The 21,715-nt window shown below is 71.3% G+C and carries 26 protein-coding genes; 21 read left to right on the plus strand and 5 right to left on the minus strand.

Annotation, left to right across the window (positions count from 1 at the left end; all coding sequences use genetic code 11):
• Nucleotides 1–139: 139 nt before the first annotated feature.
• From csrA to flgN, 5 genes are all read right to left on the minus strand, one after another.
• Nucleotides 140–496, minus strand: coding sequence for a carbon storage regulator CsrA (gene csrA, locus BMY07_RS36260; protein WP_092783988.1), 357 nt, complete (start codon nt 494–496; stop codon nt 140–142).
• Between the two features lie 24 nt (nt 497–520).
• On the minus strand, nt 521–931 hold the full coding sequence (gene fliW / locus BMY07_RS25750; RefSeq protein ID WP_245782661.1) for a flagellar assembly protein FliW: 411 nt from the start codon (nt 929–931) through the stop codon (nt 521–523).
• Between the two features lie 98 nt (nt 932–1,029).
• Nucleotides 1,030–1,917 (minus strand): flagellin N-terminal helical domain-containing protein, encoded by an 888-nt coding sequence (locus BMY07_RS25755; protein ID WP_092783991.1) that lies wholly within the window; start codon nt 1,915–1,917, stop codon nt 1,030–1,032.
• 2 nt (nt 1,918–1,919) lie between these two features.
• A complete protein-coding gene (flgK, locus tag BMY07_RS25760) occupies nt 1,920–3,302 on the minus strand; it encodes a flagellar hook-associated protein FlgK (protein ID WP_092783993.1) in 1,383 nt (460 codons plus the stop codon).
• Entirely contained in the window at nt 3,303–3,791 is a 489-nt protein-coding gene (flgN, locus tag BMY07_RS25765; RefSeq protein ID WP_092783996.1) for a flagellar export chaperone FlgN, read from the minus strand.
• A gap of 223 nt (nt 3,792–4,014) precedes the next feature.
• Between flgN and BMY07_RS25770 the strand changes: the two genes are divergently transcribed.
• The 21 genes from BMY07_RS25770 to BMY07_RS25870 all read left to right on the plus strand — a co-directional run bounded on the left by BMY07_RS25770 (nt 4,015) and on the right by BMY07_RS25870 (nt 21,443).
• Complete coding sequence (locus BMY07_RS25770) at nt 4,015–4,884, plus strand: sigma-70 family RNA polymerase sigma factor (RefSeq protein ID WP_092783999.1); 870 nt, start codon at nt 4,015–4,017, stop codon at nt 4,882–4,884.
• 111 nt (nt 4,885–4,995) lie between these two features.
• Nucleotides 4,996–6,171, plus strand: a complete 1,176-nt coding sequence (locus BMY07_RS25775) for a flagellin N-terminal helical domain-containing protein (RefSeq protein WP_092784002.1) — start codon at nt 4,996–4,998, stop codon at nt 6,169–6,171.
• A 111-nt stretch (nt 6,172–6,282) separates the two neighbouring features.
• Nucleotides 6,283–7,566 (plus strand): flagellar filament capping protein FliD, encoded by a 1,284-nt coding sequence (fliD, locus tag BMY07_RS25780; protein WP_092784005.1) that lies wholly within the window; start codon nt 6,283–6,285, stop codon nt 7,564–7,566.
• Between the two features lie 11 nt (nt 7,567–7,577).
• Nucleotides 7,578–7,970, plus strand: coding sequence for a flagellar export chaperone FliS (fliS, locus tag BMY07_RS25785; RefSeq protein ID WP_092784008.1), 393 nt, complete (start codon nt 7,578–7,580; stop codon nt 7,968–7,970).
• On the plus strand, nt 7,967–8,299 hold the full coding sequence (locus BMY07_RS25790) for a hypothetical protein (RefSeq protein WP_092784011.1): 333 nt from the start codon (nt 7,967–7,969) through the stop codon (nt 8,297–8,299). Before fliS ends, BMY07_RS25790 begins: the two co-directional genes overlap by 4 nt.
• Nucleotides 8,300–8,692: 393 nt before the next feature.
• The gene (locus BMY07_RS25795) at nt 8,693–9,043 is read left to right on the plus strand and encodes a flagellar basal body rod protein FlgB (RefSeq protein WP_092784014.1); all 351 of its coding nucleotides are present in this window, start codon (nt 8,693–8,695) and stop codon (nt 9,041–9,043) included.
• Nucleotides 9,044–9,045: 2 nt separating this feature from the next.
• Entirely contained in the window at nt 9,046–9,438 is a 393-nt protein-coding gene (locus BMY07_RS25800) for a flagellar basal body rod protein FlgC (RefSeq protein WP_092784017.1), read from the plus strand.
• On the plus strand, nt 9,435–9,755 hold the full coding sequence (gene fliE, locus BMY07_RS25805) for a flagellar hook-basal body complex protein FliE (protein ID WP_092784020.1): 321 nt from the start codon (nt 9,435–9,437) through the stop codon (nt 9,753–9,755). The genes BMY07_RS25800 and fliE overlap by 4 nt, the downstream gene beginning before the upstream one ends.
• Nucleotides 9,752–11,413, plus strand: a complete 1,662-nt coding sequence (gene fliF, locus BMY07_RS25810; RefSeq protein WP_092784023.1) for a flagellar basal-body MS-ring/collar protein FliF — start codon at nt 9,752–9,754, stop codon at nt 11,411–11,413. The genes fliE and fliF overlap by 4 nt, the downstream gene beginning before the upstream one ends.
• A 5-nt stretch (nt 11,414–11,418) precedes the next feature.
• Nucleotides 11,419–12,435 (plus strand): flagellar motor switch protein FliG, encoded by a 1,017-nt coding sequence (fliG, locus tag BMY07_RS25815; protein WP_092784026.1) that lies wholly within the window; start codon nt 11,419–11,421, stop codon nt 12,433–12,435.
• The gene (locus BMY07_RS25820; protein ID WP_177215771.1) at nt 12,419–13,054 is read left to right on the plus strand and encodes a FliH/SctL family protein; all 636 of its coding nucleotides are present in this window, start codon (nt 12,419–12,421) and stop codon (nt 13,052–13,054) included. Before fliG ends, BMY07_RS25820 begins: the two co-directional genes overlap by 17 nt.
• Complete coding sequence (locus tag BMY07_RS25825) at nt 13,051–14,433, plus strand: FliI/YscN family ATPase (protein ID WP_245782662.1); 1,383 nt, start codon at nt 13,051–13,053, stop codon at nt 14,431–14,433. Before BMY07_RS25820 ends, BMY07_RS25825 begins: the two co-directional genes overlap by 4 nt.
• Nucleotides 14,433–14,879 carry a flagellar export protein FliJ gene (locus tag BMY07_RS25830; RefSeq protein ID WP_092784032.1) on the plus strand — a complete coding sequence of 149 codons (447 nt, stop codon included), beginning with the start codon at nt 14,433–14,435 and terminating at the stop codon, nt 14,877–14,879. Before BMY07_RS25825 ends, BMY07_RS25830 begins: the two co-directional genes overlap by 1 nt.
• Nucleotides 14,876–15,889, plus strand: coding sequence for a transglycosylase SLT domain-containing protein (locus tag BMY07_RS25835; RefSeq protein ID WP_092784035.1), 1,014 nt, complete (start codon nt 14,876–14,878; stop codon nt 15,887–15,889). Before BMY07_RS25830 ends, BMY07_RS25835 begins: the two co-directional genes overlap by 4 nt.
• On the plus strand, nt 15,886–17,562 hold the full coding sequence (locus BMY07_RS25840) for a flagellar hook-length control protein FliK (RefSeq protein WP_092784038.1): 1,677 nt from the start codon (nt 15,886–15,888) through the stop codon (nt 17,560–17,562). Before BMY07_RS25835 ends, BMY07_RS25840 begins: the two co-directional genes overlap by 4 nt.
• Nucleotides 17,563–17,576: 14 nt before the next feature.
• Nucleotides 17,577–17,996 carry a flagellar hook assembly protein FlgD gene (locus BMY07_RS25845; RefSeq protein ID WP_092784041.1) on the plus strand — a complete coding sequence of 140 codons (420 nt, stop codon included), beginning with the start codon at nt 17,577–17,579 and terminating at the stop codon, nt 17,994–17,996.
• A 106-nt stretch (nt 17,997–18,102) separates the two neighbouring features.
• Entirely contained in the window at nt 18,103–18,933 is an 831-nt protein-coding gene (locus BMY07_RS25850; protein ID WP_092784044.1) for a flagellar hook-basal body complex protein, read from the plus strand.
• 111 nt (nt 18,934–19,044) lie between these two features.
• Nucleotides 19,045–19,323, plus strand: coding sequence for a flagellar FlbD family protein (locus BMY07_RS25855; RefSeq protein WP_092784047.1), 279 nt, complete (start codon nt 19,045–19,047; stop codon nt 19,321–19,323).
• Nucleotides 19,323–20,090, plus strand: a complete 768-nt coding sequence (locus BMY07_RS25860) for a flagellar motor protein (RefSeq protein WP_143073639.1) — start codon at nt 19,323–19,325, stop codon at nt 20,088–20,090. Before BMY07_RS25855 ends, BMY07_RS25860 begins: the two co-directional genes overlap by 1 nt.
• Nucleotides 20,090–20,980, plus strand: a complete 891-nt coding sequence (locus BMY07_RS25865; RefSeq protein WP_092784050.1) for a flagellar motor protein MotB — start codon at nt 20,090–20,092, stop codon at nt 20,978–20,980. Before BMY07_RS25860 ends, BMY07_RS25865 begins: the two co-directional genes overlap by 1 nt.
• Nucleotides 20,981–20,999: 19 nt before the next feature.
• Complete coding sequence (locus tag BMY07_RS25870) at nt 21,000–21,443, plus strand: flagellar basal body-associated FliL family protein (RefSeq protein ID WP_092784053.1); 444 nt, start codon at nt 21,000–21,002, stop codon at nt 21,441–21,443.
• The last annotated feature ends 272 nt before the right edge of the window (nt 21,444–21,715 follow it).

Consider the following 21,715-nt stretch of genomic DNA (forward strand, 5'->3'; position numbering starts at 1 on the left):
CAGCAGCAGCATGCCGCAAGACACCGGCGGGCGCGGGATTTCACCGTGCCGCACGGTGTGCGCCCACCGATTGGCACCACGATGGGTGATTTGCCCGACGTGCGACACCCCGCCCGGCGGGACTCCGGTGCCCGGCGCGTCAGGTCCCCGGCGGGCGGGGGGTCGGGTGCCGCGGGTCGGCGGGGCGGGCGGGCCCGGGAACGGGTGGTGTCGGCACCGGCCCCGGAGTGGGGGCGGTGCCCGCGGTGGGGCGGGGCGGGCCGGGTCCGCGCTTGCGCAGCGCGTCGGTGAGCAGGGCGGCGCCCTCGTCGACCGAGCGGGCCGCCTGCTCGTTGGCCTTGCGCAGTTCCCGGTAGACCTCGTCGCGGTGCACGGTGACGGATCTGGGTGCCTGGATGCCCACGCGGACCACGTCGCCCCTGATGTCGAGCACGGTGACGGTGACCTCGTCCCCGATCCGCACGCTCTCCCCGGTCCGACGAGTCAGCACCAGCACGTGATCTCTCCTCCCCCCACCGCTTCAGGCGGGCAACAACCGGGCTCGGATGGGGAGATCTTCCTCCAGGATCACCTGGACCGCTCGTCGGGTGCTCTGGTCGACGATGACCGGGGCGAGCAGGTTGGCGGTGGCCTCGGCGACCGAACCGGCGGCGGTGACCACCAGCAGGACCAGCAGGTCCTCAGGGTCCGTGGTGCCCAGCTGCTCCAGCACCTGGGCGCTGACCTGCGGGGCGTAGTCCGGGTAGAACGGCGCGGGCGGCACCACCAGGAAGCGCAGCGCCGGGTCGTCGACCGAGCGCAGCGTGAACAGCGGGCCGTCGGGGTCGACGGCGACCAGCACGAACTCGCGGTGCTCCGGGAACCCCGGCATGGGGGTGCGGAACTCGATGGTCGGCAGTGCGTGCCCTGCCTCGGCTGCGGTGGTGCTCACGGCGGACGCGGTGCCTCCTCGGGCAAGCGGCGCGGACAGCGTGGAAGGTCCAGCGGACAGCGTGGAACGTCCAGCGGACGGCGTGGAAAGCGCGGCGGTCATCGCAGGAAGTCCAACAGGGAGGGCTGAACGACCCGGGCGGTCGCGGCGAGCGCCGCCTGGTAGCCCGCGGTCTGGGTCTGCAGGTCGATCACCGCCTTGGCCATGTCGATATCCTCGATCTCGGACAACCGCCCGGTCAGCGCCAGGACCTGGGTGCTCGCGGTGTCCTGGGCCGCGGTGAGCTGACTGTAACGGCTGCCCACCCCCGCGAGTTCGTTCGTGACACGCGATTTGGCGAGATCCAACCGATCGAGGTCACCGGAAAGGGTGGCGGGGTTGGTTTCCAGGCCGGTGGCGATGGAGGCGAGCACGTCGAAGACGTTGCCCGCGCTGGTGCCGAAGACGTCCGCGGAGACGTCCACGCGGACCTGGGTGCTGTCGCCGACGCGGCGCTGCACGCTGCCGGTGTCGCCCTGGTACACGCCGGTGTCGAGGAACGCGCTGGTCTTGTCGGTGGTGCCGCCGAAGACCGGGCGGTCCAGGTAGGTGGTGTTGGCGACCGAGATCATGTTCTCCCGCAGGGAGCGGACCTCGACGGCGATCCCGGCGCGCGCCGACGGGTTGCTCAGCGCGGGCTCGGACATGCCCTGCAGCACCAGGTCGCGGGCGCGGTTGAGCAGGTCGCTGCCGGTGCTCAGCGCGTTCTCCGCGGTGCTCAGCCTGGCGATGCCGTCGGTGGCGCTGCGGTCGTAGCGGTCGCGGGTCGCGATGTCGGAGCGGACCTGCATGGCCGAGACGACGCCGGTCGGGGAGTCCGACGGCTTGGCCACCTGCTTGCCGGTGGTCATCTGCTCGCGCAGCCGGTCGACGTTGTTCTGGCTGGTGCGCAGACCGGCCAGCACCTTGGCCGAGGTGGACTGCTCGGTCACCCGGAAACCCGTCATGGCTAGACCCCCATCCGGTTGATCAGCGTGTCGAGCATCGAGTCCACGGTGGACATGACCTTGGCGGCGGCCTCGTAGGAGCGCTGGTAGGTGATCATCGAGGTGAGCTCCTCGTCCAGGTTGACCCCGGAGGTGGCCGACCGCGCGGAGTCGACCTGGTTGGTGATGGTGCCCTGGGTGGTGGCGGCCTGTTCGGCGGCGCGCACGCGCATGCCGATGTCGGCGACGTTGGTGCGGTAGACCTCGTCGGCCCCGCCGGACTTCGAGCCGAGCCTGGCCATCGCGTCGGCGTTGCCGCCGCCGAGGGCCTGGGTGCTGCTCGCCGACGCGGCGATGTCGGCCGGGTTGGTGGTGGCGACCTTGATGGTGGCCGCGGTGGTGCCCGACATCAGGGCGCCGCCCGCGACGCCCGCCTTGGTGAACCCGGCGGCGTTGGCGGTGTTGATGGTGGTGGTGAGTGCGTTGGCCACCTTGTCGAAGCGGGCCAGCTGGTCGGGCAGCACGGTGTTGAGTCCGTTGAGCAGCGCGCCCGCCTTGCCGCCAGCGCCGGTGGCGACGGTGTCGGTGTCCACCCACTTGAGGGTCACCGGGTCAGCGCCAGCGGAGGCGATGTCGGCGCCGTTGGTCACCTTCAGGTCGCGGGAAGTGCTGCCGCTCACCAGGTTGGACCCACCGAGGGTGATGGTGACGGAGTCGTCGGCACCGCGGGTGAGCTGGCCACCGGTGAGCTCGACGAGCTTGAGGGCGGCGTTGTCGCGCTGGTCGGAGAGCTCGTTGGCGCTGACACCGGCGGCCTTGGCGCGCACGACGGCCTCGTTGAGGCTCGCCAGCTGCTTCGAGGCGGCGTTGATGTCGTTGACGTTGTTGACCAGCTGCGTGCGGCGGTCGGAGTACTGGCCTGCCAGCTCGGCTGACGCGGCGTTGAGCGTGCTCGCCACGGACTGGGCGCGGGTGAGCAGCTGGGTGCGGGACCCGGGGTCGCCGGGGTTGTCGGCCACGTCGGCGAAGCCGGACCACAGGTCGGTGAGCTGGGCCTGCAGGCCGTTGTCGCTCGGCTCGTTGTAGACCCGCTCGACGTCGACGAGGACGTCGTGGTTGGTGTCGGTGGTGGCCTTGCGCTCGTGCTCGGAGCGCACGCGGGCGTCCATGTAGGCGTCCTGCAGCCGGTTCACCGAAGTGACCTGGACGCCCTGGCCGGTGGAGAGCCGGTTCGGCGTCGACCAGAAGGCCGGGACCGGGGAGCCGCCGATCGAGGAGGTTTCCAGGCGCTGCCTGGTGTAGCCCTCGGTGCCCGCGTTCGCGATGTTCTGACCGGCCAGCTCGAGGCCCTGGCGCTGGGTGCGCAGGGCGGTGAGGGCGGTGTTGATCCCGTTGAAGGAGCTCATCTACAGGGCCTCGTCCACGAGTCGGGCACCCACGGCCGCGGGTGCGGTGCTGCCGTCGGCGCGGTACAGGCTGCCGTCACCGCCGCCGCGCACCACGCGCAGCGCCTCGGCGACCGCGCGGCGGCCCGAGGTCAGCAGGTCGCGGTTGGCCTCGACAGCGGCCTCGATCTCGGCCGACAGGGTCGCCAGCGCGGTGCGGTGCTCGGCGAACACCGCCGTCCACGGCTCGTCCAGGGCATCGGTGAGGGTGGCCAGGCTCGGGCCGGGCGGCAGGCCGAGGGTCTCGGCGAGCTCGTCGACCGCGGCGGCGCGCAGCAGCTCGGTGCTCTGGATGCGCTCGAGCATCAGCTCGACCTCGTAGGTCGCCGACCCCAACCACCTGGTGCGGCCCGCGGCCAGCAGCAGGCTCTCCACCTCGAGCTTGAACAGCAGCAGGGACAGCAGCTCGCGCTGCCGCCAGAGGATCGCTGAGGTCTCGACGGGGTTCATCTGCGCTGCCTCCGGGGGCTTCTCCGATGGGTCTTCGTCAAGCCCTATCGACGCGGCCGGGGCGCGCTTGAGGAATCCGCGGAAATCCTCCCGGGACTGTCGCACCCGAGACGCACCCGTAGGGCACTTGGCCAGCACCTCCCGGGCCTCACCTTTGTGACATCGAGGCGGACCGACGAACCGCCTGGACGTCCCAGATGGATTTCAGCGGCGGAGGAACGACATGGCGGAGAACCCGGGCACCACTCGCACCACCGACACCGACGGCCTCATCGCGGCCAACCTGCCGCTCGTCGGCCACGTGGTCCGCGAGATGCTGGCCAGGGTCCCCGCGCACGTCCGCCGCGACGAGCTGTTCTCCGCGGGCTCCGAGGCCCTCGTCGCCGCCGCCAACGCCTACGACCCCTCCCGCGGTGTCCCGTTCCCGGCTTACGCCGCGGTCCGCGTCCGCGGCGCGCTGCTCGACGAGCTGCGCGGCCAGGACTGGGCGAGCCGCTCGGTGCGCGGCAAGGTCCGCAAGCTGGAGGGCGCCCGCGACGCCTTCGTCGCCGAGCACGGCCGGGTCCCCAACGACGCCGAGCTCGCCGCCGCGCTGGAGACCGACGTGCGCACCGTGGTGTCCATCCGCGACGACGTGCAGCGCTCCTTCGTGGTCAGCCTGCAGTCGGTCGTCACCGACGGCCCCGAGGCCTCCGAGATGGTCATCCCGGACGAGCGGGCCACCCCCGAGGACCTCATCGTCGAGCGCGAGCGGGTCGGGTACCTGCGCGACGCGGTCGAGGTGCTGCCGGAGCGGCTGCGCGTGGTCGTCGAGGAGTACTACTTCAACAACCGGCCGATGGCCGAGATCGCCGAGCGGCTCGGGGTCACCGAGTCGCGGGTCTCGCAGCTGCGCGCCGAGGCCACCGCTCTGCTGCGCGAGGGCATCAACTCCCAGCTCGACCCCGAGCGGGTGTCCTCGTCGGACAAGCCGGACGGCTGCGCCGCGCGCCGCCGCGCCTCGTACTACGCCGCCGTCGCGGCGCAGGGCACCCTGCGCACCCGTCTCGCCAAGACGACCGCGCAGGGCGTCCCGATGGACATGTCCGCCTGATCCAGGAAAAAACTTCCGCCGGAACCTCAGATCCCGGCGGGGACCGCCGAACTACTCGGTGCCTGCCCACGGAAGGGCGGGGATTGGGACTCTCTTCAAGGAGGAAACATCATGAGTCTGCGCATCAACTCCAACATCGCTGCCATGAACGCGTACCGCAACCTGTCGGTCAACGACAAGCAGATGCAGGGCTCGCTGGAGAAGCTCTCGTCTGGCCTGCGGATCAACCGCTCCGCGGACGACGCCGCGGGCATGTCGATCGCCCAGGGGCTCCAGTCCCAGATCGGCGGCCTCAAGGTAGCGACCCGCAACGCCCAGGACGGCGTCAACGTCGTTCAGACCGCCGATGGCGCCCTGAACGAGTCGGCCGAGATCCTGCAGCGCATGCGTGACCTGGCTGTCCAGGCCGCCAACGGCGGTTCGCAGGACACCAACGCCCAGGCGGCGGCCCAGACCGAGTTCGGCCAGCTGCAGTCCGAGCTGGACCGGATCGCGAAGACCACCTCCTTCGGCGGCCAGAAGCTGCTGGCCGTTGGCACCGCAGGCGGTACCGCTTACACCGGTTCCTTCCAGGTCGGCGCCAACAACACCACCGACGACCGCATCAACGTGTCCATGGACGCGTCGGTGTTCGGTGCCGCCGGTACCAAGGCCAGCAACACCCTCTCGGGTACCTTCAGCGCGGCTCTCGACACCGAGACCATCACCGCCTCCATCGGCGGCAACGGTGCCACGGTCACGCTGAACAGCCCGTCCAGCCTGGACGACGTTGTCAACCAGCTCAACGGCAACGCCAGCTTCAGCGCCTCGTTCGTCGCCACCAAGGCGGGCGCGGACCTGAAGATCTCGTCCAAGGTCGCCCAGGCCGAGACCATCACCGTCTCCTCGTCGGCTGCTGGTCTGACCGCGGGCACCGCGGTCGCGGGCACCACCGGCTCCACCGCCACCGGCTTCGACAGCGCTGGCCTCGGCGTCGGCAACACGGTGTCGCTCAACAACACCACCAACGCCCGCAACGCGATCGACGCCGTCGACGCCGCGATCAAGAACCTGTCGACCGCCCGCAGCCAGCTGGGTGCGTACCAGAACCGGTTCGAGCACACCATCAACAACATCAACGTCCAGGTGGAGAACCTCTCGGCGTCCAAGTCGGCGATCACCGACACCGACATGGCGCAGGAGATGGTCAAGTTCACCCGGTCGCAGATCCTGTCCCAGGCGGGCACCGCGATGCTCGCCCAGGCGAACCAGGCCCCGCAGAGCGTTCTGCAGCTCCTGCGTGGCTGAGTGAACACGGCCCGGGCACTGATCAGCCAGATCAGTGCCCGGGCTTTTCTCATGCCCGGCCGCCAGCGGCCGAAGTAGTGGTCGACCCCGGACGAAGAAGAAGGCCCCTCCATGACAAGTGTCGACGGACTCGTCACCGGTTTGGACACCACCTCGATCATCTCCCAGCTGATGAGCCTCGAGGCGGCGCCGCAGACCCGCCTCAAGGGCAAGGTGAGCGACCAGCAGAAGCTCACCACCGCCTACCAGGCCATCAACACCCGCATGCTGGCGGTGCAGAACGCGGCCAAGGACCTCGCCGCGTCCACCACCTGGACCGCGGTGAAGGCCACCTCGTCGTCCTCGGCGGTCTCGGTCGCGGCGTCGACCACCGCGCTGGCCGGTACCGCCACCTTCGACGTGACCTCGCTGGCCGCCACGCACGTGCTGACCTCGGCGGTGCCGGGTTCCGGCACGCCCGCCGCGGGCGCCTCGCTGGACCTGGTGTTCAGCGACAAGACGGTCAACGTCCCGATCACCACCAACACCCCCCAGGGAGTCGCGGACGCCATCAACGGCGCCAACGCCGGGGTGCGGGCGACGGTGCTGACCACCACCACCGGCCAGGTGCTGCAGTTCTCCGCCACCGGCACCGGTGCGGCGAAGGCGTTCAGCGTCTCCGGGCTCACCAACCCGACCGCGGTCATGACGCAGGGCGCGGACGGTGTCGTCACCGTCGGCAACCCCCTCGCGGGCGGCTACAAGCTCTCCAGCGCGGACAACACCTTCACCGGCCTCATCCCGGGGGTGACGGTCACCGCGAACAAGGTCGAGTCCGGCATCACCGTGTCCACGACGGCCGACCCTGGCAAGGCGGCCGACGCCACCCAGACCCTGGTCACCGCGGTGAACTCGGCGCTGTCGCTGATCGACGGCTACACCGCCTACAACGCGACCACCAAGACGGGGGGCGTGCTCTCGGGCAACCCGATGGTGCGCAGCCTGCGCGACCAACTGCTCACCTCGGTGAGCAGCGGCGTCCCGAACGGCACCTTCAGCACCTCCGGTGTGTCACTCGACCGCACGGGCGCGCTGAAGTTCGACCGCACCGCGTTCCTGGCCGCGGCGGGCAAGGACCCCGCGGCGGTGAAGGCCCAGATCGGCACCACGCTGACCGGCCGCTACACCGAGGTGGCCGACGGGGTCACCAACAGCACCACCGGCAAGCTCACTCTGGTCATCCAGAACGGCGACGCCTACGTCCGCAAGCTCAACGACCAGATCACCGACTGGGACGGCAAGCTGGCCGCCAAGAAGGTGGCACTGCAGCGGCAGTACACCAACCTGGAAACCGCGCTCGGCAAGCTGAAGGACCAGTCGAGTTGGCTCTCCAGCCAGCTCTCGAGCCTGAGCTAGGAGAACCCCTGATGTCGAGCCCCGCACTGCGCCAGCGCTACCTCGCTGACTCGGTCACGACCGCGACCCCGGGTCGCCTGCTGGTCATGCTCTACGACCGGCTCTGCCTCGACCTGGCCCGCGGCGCGGACGCCGTCGACGCCGGTGACCGCTCGGCGGCGTCGGAGCTGCTGCTGCACGCCCAGGACATCCTGCTGGAGCTGCAGGGTTCCCTGCGCCCGGAGGCCTGGGAGGGCGGCAAGGACCTGGCCGGGATCTACGCCTTCCTGCTCGCGGCGCTGATGCGCGCCAACATCGCCCAGGACGCCGCCGCGGTGCGCGCGGCGCTGGGCATCGTCGAGCCGCTGCGCGACGCGTGGCGGGAGGCTGTCGAGGCCCTCCCCGCGGCGAACGGCAAGTCGTGAGCGGCACGGCGAGCGCGTGGAACCGGGCCTGGGCCCAGGCGCTCGACCGGCTGGAGTCCGATGTGGCCTCCGCGGAGGCGTTGCTGCTCGAGGAGCACATGCTGCGCGAGCTGCCCAAGTTCGACCCGTGGACCCCGCCTGCCGGTCTCGGCCCGCTGCCGCTGGACATGCGCCCGCGCGCGGACGCGGTGCTGCGCAGGCAGTTGGAGGTCGCGACCAAGCTCGCCGCGGCCATGTCCGGCGCGGCGATGCACTCGCTGGTGATCGGCAAGATGGTCGAGGACCGGCGCGACCCGGCCCGACCCAGCTACGTCGACGTCGCGATGTGAACGGCGGCAACGTGATCAGCACCGACGCGAACAGCCGCGCCGCGCTCAGCGGCGCTGTGACCAACTGAAGAGACCCGCGGCGGGGCCTGGCCCCGCCGCGTGATCGACCGCGCCCGCGACCACCTCCTCCCAGGTCGCGGGCGCGGTTGCGCGTGTGCCCCCGGTGTGGACCCCCGGTGATCTCCGCGCGCACCCCTGTGATCGGGGCCACTGCGATGACCATGGGTCTGACCTGGTGGAAGAGCACCCGAGTGGCAACCGAACGACGACCGGTGCACCACCGCTGCCGGCTCATTCTTCTCTCCACGGAGCCGAAGAAGCGCCTGAGCACGGAACGCTCGGAGTTCACCCGCCACGGATCGGCGACCCAACCGGCATGAAGGAGCACCGGTCGTGTTCGACGATCTCACCACGCAGGCCGTGCGGGCCTCGCTCGACGGACTGGCGATGCGCCAGCGGGTGCAGGCCAACAACATCGCCAACATCGAGACCCCCGGCTACAAGGCCAAGAAGGTCGAGTTCGAGACCGCGCTGGCCCAGGCGATCTCGAGCGGCGGCGGCGCGACCGGGGTGCGGGCGTCGGTGTCGACCTCGAACCTGGCCGCGAGGCAGGACGGCAACAACGTCAACCTCGACGAGGAGACGTTGGGCTCCACCGAGACCGGGCTGCGCTACCAGCTGATGCTGCGCGCCATGGACGACCGGTACGGGCTCGTGAGCACCGTGCTGAAGGGTGTGCGCTGACCGTGTTCAACATCATCGACACCGCCGCCAGTGGCGTCTCGGTGCACCGCAAGTGGCTCGACGCGGTCTCGGACAACATGGCCAACATCAACAACGTCGCGCCGACCAGCGGCAACGCGTTCCAGGAGCGGTTCGTGGTCGCCAAGGAGCTGCCGACGCACAACGGAACCGTTGTCTCGCAGGTGCTCTCCGGGGACAAGACCGGCCGGATGGTCTACGAGCCGACCCACCCGCTGGCCGACGCCGGTGGCTACGTCAAGTACCCGGACATCGACCTCAGCGAGCAGATGGGCTACCTGATCATGGCCCAGCGCGGGTACCAGGCCAACATCGCCGCCGTCGAGCGGGCCACCTCGGCCTACCAGGCCGCACTCAACCTCGGGAAGAACGCGTGAGCAGCCCCATCAGCGCGGTGACATCCGCGATCGCCCCGCCCGCCGTCGTCGCCCCGATCTCCCTCGGCGAGACCTCCGCTGCCGAGTCGGCCTCCGGGTCCGGCTTCGGCGCGATCATCGGCAAGGCGTTGGAGAGCAGCCAGCAGGTGCAGGACCGGGCCAGTGAGCTGGCCGTCAAGGCCGCCACCGGCTCGGACATCGACGTGCACAACTACCTCGCCGCGGCCACCGAGGCCAACCTGACCACCCAGCTCACGGTCCAGGTCCGCAACAAGGCCATCGAGGCCTTCCAGGAGATCATGAGGCTGCAGGCGTGAACCAGGACCGGATCATGGTGTTGCTGCGCAGGGTTGTCGACGGGTTCAAGGCCTTCTCGCTGGGCCAGAAGATCGTCGTGGTGGCGGGCGTGCTCGTCGCGGGCATCGGGATCTGGGCCTACTTCACGTTCTTCGCGGCGACGACGAACTACTCGCCGCTGTTCACCAACCTCGCGGCCAAGGACGCCTCGGCGATCGTCGACGAGCTGACCACCGCGGGCACCCCGTACGAGCTCGCCGACAGCGGCACCACCGTGATGGTGCCGACCGACCAGCTCTACGACCTGCGGCTGAAGATGGCCAGCGCGGGCCTGCCGTCCTCCGAGGACACCGGCTACGCGCTGCTCGACCAGCAGGGCGTGACCACCTCGGAGTTCATGCAGCAGGTCACCTACCAGCGGGCGCTCGAGGGCGAGCTGACCAAGACGATCAAGTCGATCGACGGCGTCACCGCGGCCACCGTGCACCTGGCGATCCCCACCAAGGACGTCTTCTCCGACGACTCCAGCAAGCCGACCGCGTCGGTCATGGTGGCCACCTCCGGCGGCAAGAAGCTGTCCTCGGACCAGGTCCAGACCGTCGTGCACCTGGTCGCCTCCGCGGTGGAGGGCATGGACCCCGACAACGTGACCGTCGCCGGGTCCGACGGCACCGTGCTCGCGGCCCCCGGCCAGGGCGACTCCGGCTCGACCAGCACCCGCCAGCAGGAGACCGCCGCCTACGAGCAGCGCCTGTCCAGCTCGCTGCAGTCGCTGCTGACCCAGGTCGTCGGGCCCAACCACGCGGTGGTCAAGGTGACCGCGGACCTGGACTTCGACACCTCGGAGACCAAGTCCCAGACCTACACCAAGTCCGACGCCCCCGCGCTGTCGGAGAGCACCACCGACGAGACCTACACCGGGACCGGCGCGGGCGCCGCGGGCGCCAACGGCGGCGTGCTCGGCCAGACCAACGGCACCACCTCGGGCGCCACCGGCACCGGCACCACCACCGACGGCAACGGCACCTACTCGCAGCAGAAGGCGGTGCGCGACAACGCGGTCAACTCGGTCATCGAGACCCGCAAGAACGCGCCGGGCCAGGTGCGCAAGCTCGGGGTCGCCGTGCTGATCGACGAGAACACCGCCGCGGGCGCCGACCTGGCGCAGATCCGGGAGCTGGCGGCCTCCGCGGTCAGCCTGAACACCACCAGGGGCGACACGCTCGCGGTGAACTCGATGAAGTTCAACACCAGCACCGCCGACGCCGCCCAGCAGGAGCTCGCCACCCAGCAGGCCGACGCGGGCAAGGCCGAGCAGCTGACGCTGATCAAGCAGGGCGCCGCCGCGCTCGCGGTCGTGGTGCTGCTGCTGGTGACCTGGTTCGCCAGCCGCCGCCGCCGCAAGCGCAACCGGGTGCTGCAGGCCGCGGAGATGCAGCGGCTCGACGAGATCAAGGTCGAGCTGGAGCGCACCAGGGCCGTCGCCCTGGAGGCCGCCGAGGAGAAGTCCCGCCTGGAGTCCGCCAGCGAGCTGACCGCCATCGGTGGCGGCCTCAGCGGCGACAGCGACGGCGGCGCGCAGGAACGCAAGCTCAAGGAGATCGAGGCGCTCGTCGACGAGCAGCCCGACGAGGTGGCCAGGCTGCTGCGCGGCTGGCTCGCGACGAAGGGGGCCTGACCACCATGTCGGACACCGCCAACACCCCCGAGGGCCTGCGCAAGGCCGCGGTGCTGCTGCTGAAGATGGGCAAGGACGGCTCGGCGAAGGTGCTCTCGAAGCTGCGCGAGGCCGAGGTGGAGATGCTCTCCGCCGAGGTCGCCCGGCTCGGCGCCGTCGACGCGGGCTTCACCACCACCGTGCTCGACGAGTTCCACGCGATGGCCAAGGCGCGCAAGCACGTGGCGCACGGCGGCATGGACTACGCCCGCGAGCTGCTCATCGAGACCCTGGGCCACGACCGCGCCGACGAGATCGTCGACCGCATCGGCGCGACCATGGTCGACGTGCCGTTCCGCTTCCTGCAGCGGGCCGAGCCCCGCCAGGTGCTCTCGTTCGTGCAGGACGAGCACCCGCAGACGGTGGCGCTGGTGCTGGCGCACATGCCTGCCAACCTGGCCTCCGCGGTGCTCGGCGGGCTCGCCCCCGAGCGGCAGAGCGAGGTGGCGCTGCGGGTGGCGACCATGGGCCGCACCTCCCCGGAGATCGTGCGCAAGCTGGAGAACCAGCTCGAGCGCAAGCTGTCCTCGCTGCTGCAGCCCTCCGACGTGTCCAGCATCGGTGGTGTCGGCCCGCTGGTGGACATCATCAACCGGTCCGACCGGGCCACCGAGCGGTCCATCCTGGACGGTCTGGCCAAGCGCTCGCCCGAGCTGGCCGACGAGATCCGCAGCCAGATGTTCATGTTCGAGGACCTGGTCGGCATCGAGGACAAGTCGCTGCAGCTGGTGCTGCGCAACGTCTCCCCGGCCGACCTGGCCACCGCGCTCAAGGGCGTGCGCGACGACGTGCGCGACAAGGTGCTGCGCAACCTCTCCGAGCGCGCGGCGGAGAGCCTGGTCGAGGAGATCGAGGTGCTCGGCGCGATCCGCCTGCGGGTCGTCGAGGAGGCCCAGGCCAAGATCATCGGCGAGATCCGCACGCTCGAGGAGTCCGGTCAGATCGTGCTGCGGCGAGGAGATGACGATGAGTTTGTCGCCTGAGCGGGTCGGCACCGTGGTGCGCGGCGACGACGCCGCCGTGCCGTTCCAGATCGGGGTCACCTCGGTCAACCAGTCCGGCCGCGCAGGCGCGCACGCCGAGGGCTACGCCACCGGCTGGGCGCAGGGCATGCGCGAGGCGCGCGAGGCCACCACGGCCGCGCGGGCCACCGCCAAGGCCGAGCTGGACCGGCTGCTGGCCGACCGGGCGCACCGCACCGCGCTCGCGGTGTCCGCTGTGGACAACGCGGCCGCCCAGGTGCTGGGCACCACCGTGCGCCGCGCCGAGGACCTGGCCGCCGAGGTGCTCGCCGCCGCGGTCGAGCTGGCCGAGGCGATGCTGGGCACCCAGCTCTCGGTCGCGGTGACCGAGAGCGCGCGGGCCGGGCTGGCGCGGGCCATCGACGGCCTGCCCGCCACCGCGGCGGTCACCGTGCGGGTCAACCCGCTCGACCTGGTCGAGCTGACCGCGGACGGCGACCCCACCCCCGGCAAGCAGGTCATCCTGGTCGGCGACCCCGGCATGGCGCGCGGCGACGCGATCGCCCAGACCGCGGTCTCGACCGTCGACGCGACCCTCGGCGCCGCACTGGCCAGGGTCAGGGCGGAGCTGGCACCGTGACCACGATCCTGCGCGAGAACACAAGCCTGCGCGAGAACACAAGCCTGCGCGAGAGCGCGGCCTTCGGCGAGCGGTTCGCCGCCCTGCTGCCCGCCGCGAAGCCCAGCCGCACCGGCGCGGTCGTCGGGGTCGTCGGCCTCGCGGTGACCGTGGCGGGCATCGTCGCCCGCATCGGCGACCTGGTGAGCATCGGCCCGGCCGAGCAGCCGCTGCTGGCCGAGGTCGTCGCGCTCGACAACGAGCGCGTGGTGTGCCTGCCGCTCGGCCCGCTCGGCGGCGTCGGCGTGGGCAGCCCGGTGGTCAACACCGGTGGCCCGCTGCGCATCGCGGTCGGCGAGGAGCTGCGCGGCCGGGTGCTCGACGGCCTGGGCAACCCGATGGACGGCGGCCCGCCGCTGACCGGTCTGACCCGGGTCTCGGTGGACATGGCGCCGCCCTCGGCGATGGAACGCTCGCTGATCAGCGAGCCGCTGCAGCTGGGCGTGCGCGCGCTGGACACGATGGTCCCCTGTGGACACGGGCAGCGCATCGGCATCTTCGCCGGGTCCGGCGTCGGCAAGTCCAGCCTGCTGTCGATGATCACCCGAGGCACCCAGGCGGAGATCACCGTGATCGCCCTGATCGGCGAGCGCGGCCGCGAGGTGCGCGAGTTCCTGGAGAACGACCTCGGCCCCGAGGGCCTGGCCCGCTCGGTGGTCATCGTCGCCACCTCCGACCAGCCGCCGCTGGTGCGCCTGCGCGCCGGGTTCGTGGCGACCCGCGTCGCCGAGTTCTACCGCGACACCGGCAAGAACGTGCTGCTGATGATGGACAGCCTCACCCGCATCGCCATGGCGCAGCGCGAGGTCGGCCTGTCCGCGGGCGAGCCGCCCGCGACCCGGGGCTTCCCGCCCTCGGTGTTCGCGCTGCTGCCCACCCTGCTCGAGCGCGCCGGACCCGCCCCGGTCGGCGGCATCACCGGGCTCTACACCGTGCTGGTGGAGGGCGACGACCACAACGAGCCGATCGCCGACGCGGCCAGGTCCATCCTGGACGGTCACGTGGTGCTCGACCGCAAGCTGGCCACCGCCGGGCACTTCCCCAGCATCGAGGTGCTGGAGTCGGTGTCGCGGGTGACCGGTGCCATCACCACCCGCGAGCAGCGCGCCGACTCGGCGACGCTGCGCAGGCTGCTCGCCGCCCAGCGCGACGTGCGCGAGCTGGTGGAGATCGGCGCCTACGTGCCGGGCACCAACCCCGACGCCGACCGCGCGCTGGCGCTGCGCGGCCCGATCACTGACTTCCTGCGCCAGAGCATCGACGACCAGGTCCCCGCGACCGCCGCCTGGGAGCAGCTGGCCCGGTTGCTGCACGGCGCACCCGATGGTGGAGGGCACTGATGACGATCCGCACCAAGCTGGCCGCCGTGCTGCGCGCCAGGCGCGCGCAGGAGGACATCGCCAAGAGCGCGGTCACCAGGGCCAACGCCCTGCTGGCCGAGGCGGGCTCGCACGCGGAGTCGCGCGCGGAGTCGATGCGCGCCTGGGGCGGGCCGCGCGACGGCGACGCCGTCAGCTACCTGGCCGCGGTCGCCGCGGGCCGGGCGCTGGCCTCCGCGCTGAGCGAGGCGCGCGCCCACGAGCGGGCCCTGCGCTCGGAGTCCGAGGTGCACGCCGGTCGGCTGCGCGAGGCCGCCCAGCGCCGCCGCGGCGTGGAAAAACTAGTCGAACGGGTGACTGAGGAAGAACGGCTCGCAAATCTTGCCGCCGAGCAGCGCGCTGCCGATGAAGTGGCCGGGCAACGGCGCGGGGACGCGCGGACCGACGGGCGGGGAGACAACCTATGAGCGGTATCCAGGCGATCATGTCGCGGATGGCGGAGATCAACGCGCTGGTCGTCCCGGCGTCCCGCCAGGCGGAGGGCACCTCGGGCTCCGAGTTCGCCGCGTCGCTCACCGACGCGCTCGGCCAGGCCGACACCGCGGGCTCCGCGACCGGCGCCGACGCGGTCACCGCCGCCCAGAAGTACCTCGGCGTGCCCTACGTGTGGGGCGGCACCGACCCCGACAGCGGCCTCGACTGCTCCGGCCTCGTGCAGCGCGTGTACGCCGACCTGGGTGTGGACCTGCCCCGGGTCAGCCGCGACCAGGCCAAGGTCGGCACCGCGGTCGCCTCGCTCGACCAGGCCAAGCCCGGTGACCTGGTGGCCTTCGGCTCCCCGGTGCACCACATCGGCATCTACATCGGCGACGGCAAGATGATCCACGCGCCCGAGGCGGGCCAGGACGTCAAGGTCGGCAAGGTCTACGAGACGCCGACCGCGATCCGCCGGGTGCTGCCCGAGACCAGCACCGCGACCACCTCGTCGCTGACGGGCCTGTCGAGCCTCTCCGGTCTGTCTGGCCTGTCGGGTCTGACCAGCTCGGACTCGCTGACCGCGCTCACCGGCAAGTACGGCGTGTCCTCCGGCGGCTCCTCGGCCTACGCCTCGCTGTTCACCCAGGCGACCCAGAAGTACGGCCTGCCCACCGGCCTGCTGTCCGCGGTCGCCAAGGCCGAGTCGAACTACAACCCCAACGCGGTCAGCGGCGCCGGTGCCCAGGGCCTGATGCAGCTGATGCCCTCGACCGCCAAGGGCCTCGGCGTCGACGCGATGAACCCGAGCCAGGCCGTCGACGGCGCCGCCCGGCTGCTCAAGAGCCACCTGGAGACCTTCGGGACGGTCCCGCTGGCGCTGGCCGCCTACAACGCGGGCCCCGGCGCGGTGCGCAAGTACGACGGCGTCCCGCCCTACACCGAGACGCAGAACTACGTCCGCAAGATCATGGCCAACCTCAACTCCGGAGTCGCGGCGTGACCATCCCCGGTTTCACCCCGGCGCTGACCAGGCCCGCCTCGGCGGTCGACGCGGCGCAGGCGGGCGAGCAGTCCGGTTCGGACACCGCCCCCGCCTTCGCCGACCTGCTGCAGGCGCTCGCCGTCGCGACCACGCCGGTCGCGCCGAACCAGACCCCCGCCCAGCCCGCCACCGGCGCGCCCCCCGCGCAGGACCCGCAGGAGCAGGCCGACGCCTCCGCCGAGCTCATCTCGGCCGTGGTCGTGCCGACCCTCGGGCTACCCCTCGCGGTGGCCCAGCCGGTGACCGCGCGGCAGGCGACCGGGTCGGCGATCACGCCCCCGGCGCCGTCCGAGGACGGGGCCCAGGCTCCCGCCGCCGCGGCGTCCCAGCCCGCCGCGGCGGCGGTGTCCACCGGGACCCCGCTCGGCACCACCCAGCAGATCGCCCCCCAGCGGCTCACCGCTCAGCAGATCACCGCCCAGCCGACCGCGGTCCAGACCGCCGAGGACCAGGCCGCGGCGACTCCCGACCTGGCTCCCGCCGCCGCGGCTCTCCCGGCCGGTGCGCGGTCCAGCGTGGACGCTGCCGCCCTCGCGGCGCTCCCCCGGGCGAGTGCGCCGGAACCGACCGCGCAGGCCGTCAGCGGCGACGCGAGCACCCCGATCCCGGGCACCCCGGGTGCGGAACGGGTGCCGACCGGCAGCGACCAGGGTGTGCCGCTGCAGTCCCCCGCCGCGCCTGCCGACAAGTCATTCGTGGACAACGCGACCACCCTGTCGGCCCAGGCGCCGACCACCCCTCCCGGGACCGTGCGGGCCGAGGCCCAGCAGACGGCCCCGGTCGACGGCGTCGCGGTCGCGACCCCGATCCCGGCGCAGGCGACCGCCGAGCACACCAAGCCGACCACCTCGACGACCGCGTCCGGTTCGGCGGAGACCGCCACCGGGCAGACCGCGCCGAGCGGGGTCACCGCGCGGGCCACCGGCGAGAAGTCCACCGAGGACGACGCCAAGGACAGCTCGTCGGACAACGGTCAGCCGACCCCCGGCGTGGACACCACCGCCCAGGTCGAGCAGATCGAGCAGGTCCAGCTGCCCACCCCCGACACCACACCGGTCCTCCAGTCCACTCAGGACCAGACGACGGTGACCGCTCCGGTCGCCGGACTGGCCACTGTGGACATGGCTCGGGTGCAGGCGGTCGACACCCCGGCCGCGCCACCGGCGCCGCACGCCCCGGTGCACACCCAGAACGCCCACCAGCTCGCCGCCGAGCTGAGCCCGCTGCGCGGCCACAACGGCGAGCACGAGCTCACCGTGCACCTGCACCCGGTCGACCTCGGCCCGGTCAGCCTGACCGCGCGGATCTCCGGCGGCGACATCCACATCGACCTGGGCAGTGCCACCGACGCGGGCCGCGAGGCGCTGCGCGCCGCGCTGCCGGAGCTGCGCCGCGAGCTGGAGAAGGCCGGGTTCGGCTCCTGCCAGCTCGGCGACAGCGGGTTCGCGGGCACCGGCCAGGGCAGCGGCGACCAGTGGTCGCAGCGCGCCCAGTGGGACCAGTGGACCGCCGCGGCCGCCGACCGCGGCCGCGGCACCCGGACCAGCCAGAACAGCCAGGCCGCGACCGGCAGGTCGACCGGCCCAGCCGCACCCGCGCGCACCGCGGGTGTGCTCGACCTGCACGCCTAGGAGCGAGGAGACCCATGACCACCCCCATCTCGGGTACCACCACGACCGGCCAGACCGCCGCGGCGGGCAGCACCAAGGGCAGCCCGCTGACCTCGCTGGACTCGCAGGCCTTCCTCAAGCTCCTGGTCGCCCAGCTGCGCTACCAGGACCCCAGCAGCCCGGCCGACCCCACCGCGTTCATGACCCAGACCGCGACGCTGACCCAGGTGGAGAAGCTGTCGTCGCTGGCGGAGTCGCAGACCAGCATGCTCACCTCCACGTTGAGCGCGCAGGCCGGCGCCCTGGTCGGCAAGTCGGTCAGCTACAAGACCAAGGTCGACGGCGAGACCCTCACCGGGACCGTCACCGCGGCCACCTTCGGCGCCAGCCCCACGGTGCGCATCGGCACCGCGGACGTGCCGCTCGCGCTGGTCACCGGCCAGCGCACCAGCTGATCCACGCCGCGCCACGCGGCCACCAAGCTCACCCCGGGGCACCTCCCCGATTCGAGATCCCCTCCGACAGACCTCAGTCGAACACGAGAAGAAGGCTGGAAACCACATGTTGCGTTCCCTCTTCGCGGGCATCAGCGGCCTGCGCAGCCACCAGACCATGATGGACGTCACCGGCAACAACATCGCCAACGTCAACACCAGTGGGTTCAAGAGCTCGGCGGTGGTTTTCGAGGACGCGCTCAGCCAGAGCATCCGCACGGCCGCCGCGGCGGGCGCCAACACCGCGGCGCAGAACCCCGCGCAGGTCGGCCTCGGCGTCAAGACCGCGGGCACCAGCGTGAACTTCACCCAGGGCAACAGCCAGCTGACCAACCGCACCGGCGACATGCTCATCCAGGGTGACGGCTTCTTCGTCATCGACAACGCGGGCCAGCAGGCCTACACCCGCGCGGGCTCGATGGCCTCCGACGCCCAGGGCCGCCTCACCTCCGCCGACGGCGGCCTGGTGCAGGGCTGGATGGGCACCGCGGGTGTCATCGACCAGACCCAGCCGATCGGCGCGCTGACCATCGACTCCACCACCTACGCCAGCTACTCGCTCTCGCCGGACGGCACCCTGGTCGGCATCCTGGCCTCCAACGGCCAGCAGCAGAACATCGGCCGCATCGCCATCGCCAAGTTCTCCAACGTCACCGGCCTGGAGAAGATCGGCGGCTCGCTCTACCGCGCCACCGCCAACTCCGGCGCCGCGCAGGTCAACGCCCCGGGCAGCAACGGCATGGGCGTGCTGGTCTCCGGCGCGCTGGAGATGTCCAACGTGGACCTCGCCCAGGAGCTGACCAACCTGATCATCGCCCAGCGCGGTTTCCAGGCCAACTCGAAGATCATCAGCACCTCCGACGAGCTGCTCCAGGACCTGATGAACCTCAAGCGCTAGCGGTTAGGGCGGGCGGTTCACCTCAAGCAGGTGAACCGCCCGCCGATGTCTTGACAAGTGGGGTCCACGGAGGGGCCCAACCAGCTCGACGGCACCCCAAGGACGGACGCTGTGATACTCCTCAACCGGCTGAACGGTCAGCCCTTCGCGCTCAACCCGGACCTGCTCGAACGCGCCGAGTCCACCCCGGACACGGTCATCACGCTGGTCAACGGGGCCAAGTACGTGGTCGCCCAGTCGCTCGACGACCTGGCGGCGCTGGTGCGCGAGCACCGGGCGGTCATCCTGGGCCAGGCCCAGGAAGCCGCCGATCACGGCTACCGCACCGGTCCCGCCCTCGTCGAGGACGGCGAGGCCACGTTGCTGCACCTGCCGGAGAGGGGGATCTGATGGACCCGGCAAGCCTGGCGGGCATGGGACTCGCCCTCATCGCCATCGTCGTCTCCATGCTCATGGAGGGCGGCGACCCGATGTCGATCATCCTCCTGCCGCCGATCATCCTGGTCTTCGTCGGCACCTTCGGCGTGGCCATGGCCAGCGGCATGATGAAGGACGCGATCGGCGTGGTCGGCCTGATGAAGCGCGCCATGCTCTCCCCCAAGATCGAGGGCGGCGCCGTCATCGACGTCGTGGTCAAGCTCGCCGACCGCGCCCGCCGCGAGGGCCTGCTGGCCCTGGAGGACGAGGCCAAGAAGGTCGACGACCCGTTCCTGCGCAAGGGCCTGGAACTGGCCATCGACGGCACCGACTCCGAGGAAGTCCGCGACATCCTGGAAGCCGAGATCGACACCAAGCGCAAGCACGACAAGGTCGGCGCCAAGATCTTCACCGACATGGGCGGCTTCGCGCCGACCATCGGCATCATCGGCACCGTGCTCGGCCTGGTGCACGTGCTGGAGAACCTGGCCGACCCCAGCGAGCTGGGCCACCTGATCGCGGGTGCCTTCGTGGCGACCCTGTTCGGCGTCATGACCGCCAACGTGTTCTGGCTGCCGATGGCCAACCGGCTCAAGCGGATCAGCGAGTTGGAGTGCGAGCAGATGATGCTCGCCCTCGAGGGGGTGCTGGCCATCCAGGCCGGGTCCAACCCGCGGCTGGTCGCCCGCAAGCTGCGCAGCCTGGTGCCTGCCAGCGGTGAACAGGACAAGGCAGCCTGATGTCCGGCGGCGGCAAGCGCAAGCGCGGCGGCCACGAGGAGGAGCACGAGAACCACGAGCGGTGGCTGCTCACCTACGCCGACATGATCACCCTGCTGATGGTGCTGTTCATCGTCATGTTCGCTATGTCCACTGTGGACGCGAAGAAGTTCGACCAGCTCAAGGAGAGCCTGGCAGGCGCGTTCGGCGGCAGCCAGTCGCTGGTGGTCGGCGGTGCCTCCGGCAGCCCGGACACCGCGGGCGTCAGCCCCGACAAGATCGACCTGCAGTCGGCGGCCGGTGGCGAGGGCGCCGACGTGACCACGATGAGCAAGAGCGACGCGGAGAAGGCGGTCCAGCAGTCCGACCGGGCCAAGGCCGCCGCCGACCTGGAGAAGGCCCGCGAGGAGGTGGCCAAGCTGCGCGAGGTGCAGAAGCAGATGACCGAGCTGCTGGCCAAGGCGGGGCTCACCGACTCGGTGCAGTTCACCATCGACCAGCGCGGCCTGGTCGTCACGATCGTCACCAGCTCGGTGGTGTTCGCAGGCGACAGCGCCGAGCTGCTGCTGCAGGGCAAGGAGGTCCTCGACGCGGTCGCCCCGGCGCTGACCTCGCTGCCCAACCACCTGGAGATCGGCGGGCACACCAACCAGCTGCCGGTGCCCACGCGCAACTACCCCAGTTCCTGGGAGCTCTCGACCGCGCGGGCCTCCAGCGTCGTGCGCTACCTGCTCGCCCACGGCGTGCCCTCGTCGCGGATGACCGCGGCGGGCTACGCCGACACCAAACCGCTCTACGCCCCGAGCGACCCCCTCTCGGTGACCCGCAACCGCCGGGTCGAGGTGGTCGTGATGTCCGACCAGTCCGCGGAAGTGAAGGCCTTGCTGCCGACCGCGGCAGGCGAGAAGTGATCCGGAGGGAGGAACGACCATGAGCAAGACCGAAGAGAAGAAGACCGCCGATGCGGACGCGCCGGAGAAGAAGGGCAACAAGAAGCTGCTGCTGATCCTGGTGCTCGTGGTGCTGCTCGGTGGAGGTGGTGGGGCGTACTTCCTGTTCTTCCGCTCCTCCGGTGAGCCCGCTCCCCCGGAGCCCGGCACCGTCGTGGTGCTCGACTCGGTGACGATGAACCTCACCGACGGGCACTACCTGAAGCTGAAGCTGGCGCTGCAGGCCACCGCCGACGTGACCGAGAAGCTCGACGGGTCCAAGGCGCTGGACCTGGCCGTGGCCCAGTTCAGCAACAAGACCGTGGCGGAGCTGTCGAGCAACGCCGCGCGCGAGGAGCAGAAGAAGGAGCTCAAGGAGAAGATCTCGGCGGCGTACGAGGAAGAGGTCATGGACATCTACCTCACCGAGTTCGTCATGCAGTGAGGCGCGGCGCCGCGTCCGGTCGGCCACCAGCCCGGCCGACCGGACCGGCACCCCGTCCCGGCGTGCACCGCCCGCGTCCACGAAGGACGCCCCGCTCCGACCGAGGACCCCGCCCGGTCCCGATCGGACCCCCGCTCTACCCCGTTCCGCACAGCCCGGCCCAGCACGACCAGCACAGTCCAGCCCTGCACCGACCAGCACAGCCCGACCAGCAAGGCCCAGCCCGGCACGACCCGCTGTGGACCCGCCCCGCCGGTCCGATCAGGACCCCG

The organism is Actinokineospora terrae (genome assembly GCF_900111175.1).
In the GTDB taxonomy this organism is placed as follows: domain Bacteria; phylum Actinomycetota; class Actinomycetes; order Mycobacteriales; family Pseudonocardiaceae; genus Actinokineospora; species Actinokineospora terrae.

Excerpts from the sequence above, each read along its gene's own strand:
- BMY07_RS25755 (WP_092783991.1), bottom strand. The coding sequence starts at position 1,917 with ATGACGGGTTTCCGGGTGACCGAGCAGTCCACCTCGGCCAAGGTGCTG.
- BMY07_RS25770 (WP_092783999.1), top strand. The coding sequence starts at position 4,015 with ATGGCGGAGAACCCGGGCACCACTCGCACCACCGACACCGACGGCCTC.
- BMY07_RS25820 (WP_177215771.1), top strand. The coding sequence starts at position 12,419 with ATGAGTTTGTCGCCTGAGCGGGTCGGCACCGTGGTGCGCGGCGACGAC.
- BMY07_RS25775 (WP_092784002.1), top strand. The coding sequence starts at position 4,996 with ATGAGTCTGCGCATCAACTCCAACATCGCTGCCATGAACGCGTACCGC.
- BMY07_RS25865 (WP_092784050.1), top strand. The coding sequence starts at position 20,090 with ATGTCCGGCGGCGGCAAGCGCAAGCGCGGCGGCCACGAGGAGGAGCAC.
- fliD (WP_092784005.1), top strand. The coding sequence starts at position 6,283 with ATGACAAGTGTCGACGGACTCGTCACCGGTTTGGACACCACCTCGATC.
- flgN (WP_092783996.1), bottom strand. The coding sequence starts at position 3,791 with ATGAACCCCGTCGAGACCTCAGCGATCCTCTGGCGGCAGCGCGAGCTG.
- BMY07_RS25870 (WP_092784053.1), top strand. The coding sequence starts at position 21,000 with ATGAGCAAGACCGAAGAGAAGAAGACCGCCGATGCGGACGCGCCGGAG.
- BMY07_RS25845 (WP_092784041.1), top strand. The coding sequence starts at position 17,577 with ATGACCACCCCCATCTCGGGTACCACCACGACCGGCCAGACCGCCGCG.
- BMY07_RS25830 (WP_092784032.1), top strand. The coding sequence starts at position 14,433 with ATGACGATCCGCACCAAGCTGGCCGCCGTGCTGCGCGCCAGGCGCGCG.
- fliS (WP_092784008.1), top strand. The coding sequence starts at position 7,578 with ATGTCGAGCCCCGCACTGCGCCAGCGCTACCTCGCTGACTCGGTCACG.
- BMY07_RS25835 (WP_092784035.1), top strand. The coding sequence starts at position 14,876 with ATGAGCGGTATCCAGGCGATCATGTCGCGGATGGCGGAGATCAACGCG.
- BMY07_RS25860 (WP_143073639.1), top strand. The coding sequence starts at position 19,323 with ATGGACCCGGCAAGCCTGGCGGGCATGGGACTCGCCCTCATCGCCATC.
- fliG (WP_092784026.1), top strand. The coding sequence starts at position 11,419 with ATGTCGGACACCGCCAACACCCCCGAGGGCCTGCGCAAGGCCGCGGTG.
- BMY07_RS25850 (WP_092784044.1), top strand. The coding sequence starts at position 18,103 with ATGTTGCGTTCCCTCTTCGCGGGCATCAGCGGCCTGCGCAGCCACCAG.
- flgK (WP_092783993.1), bottom strand. The coding sequence starts at position 3,302 with ATGAGCTCCTTCAACGGGATCAACACCGCCCTCACCGCCCTGCGCACC.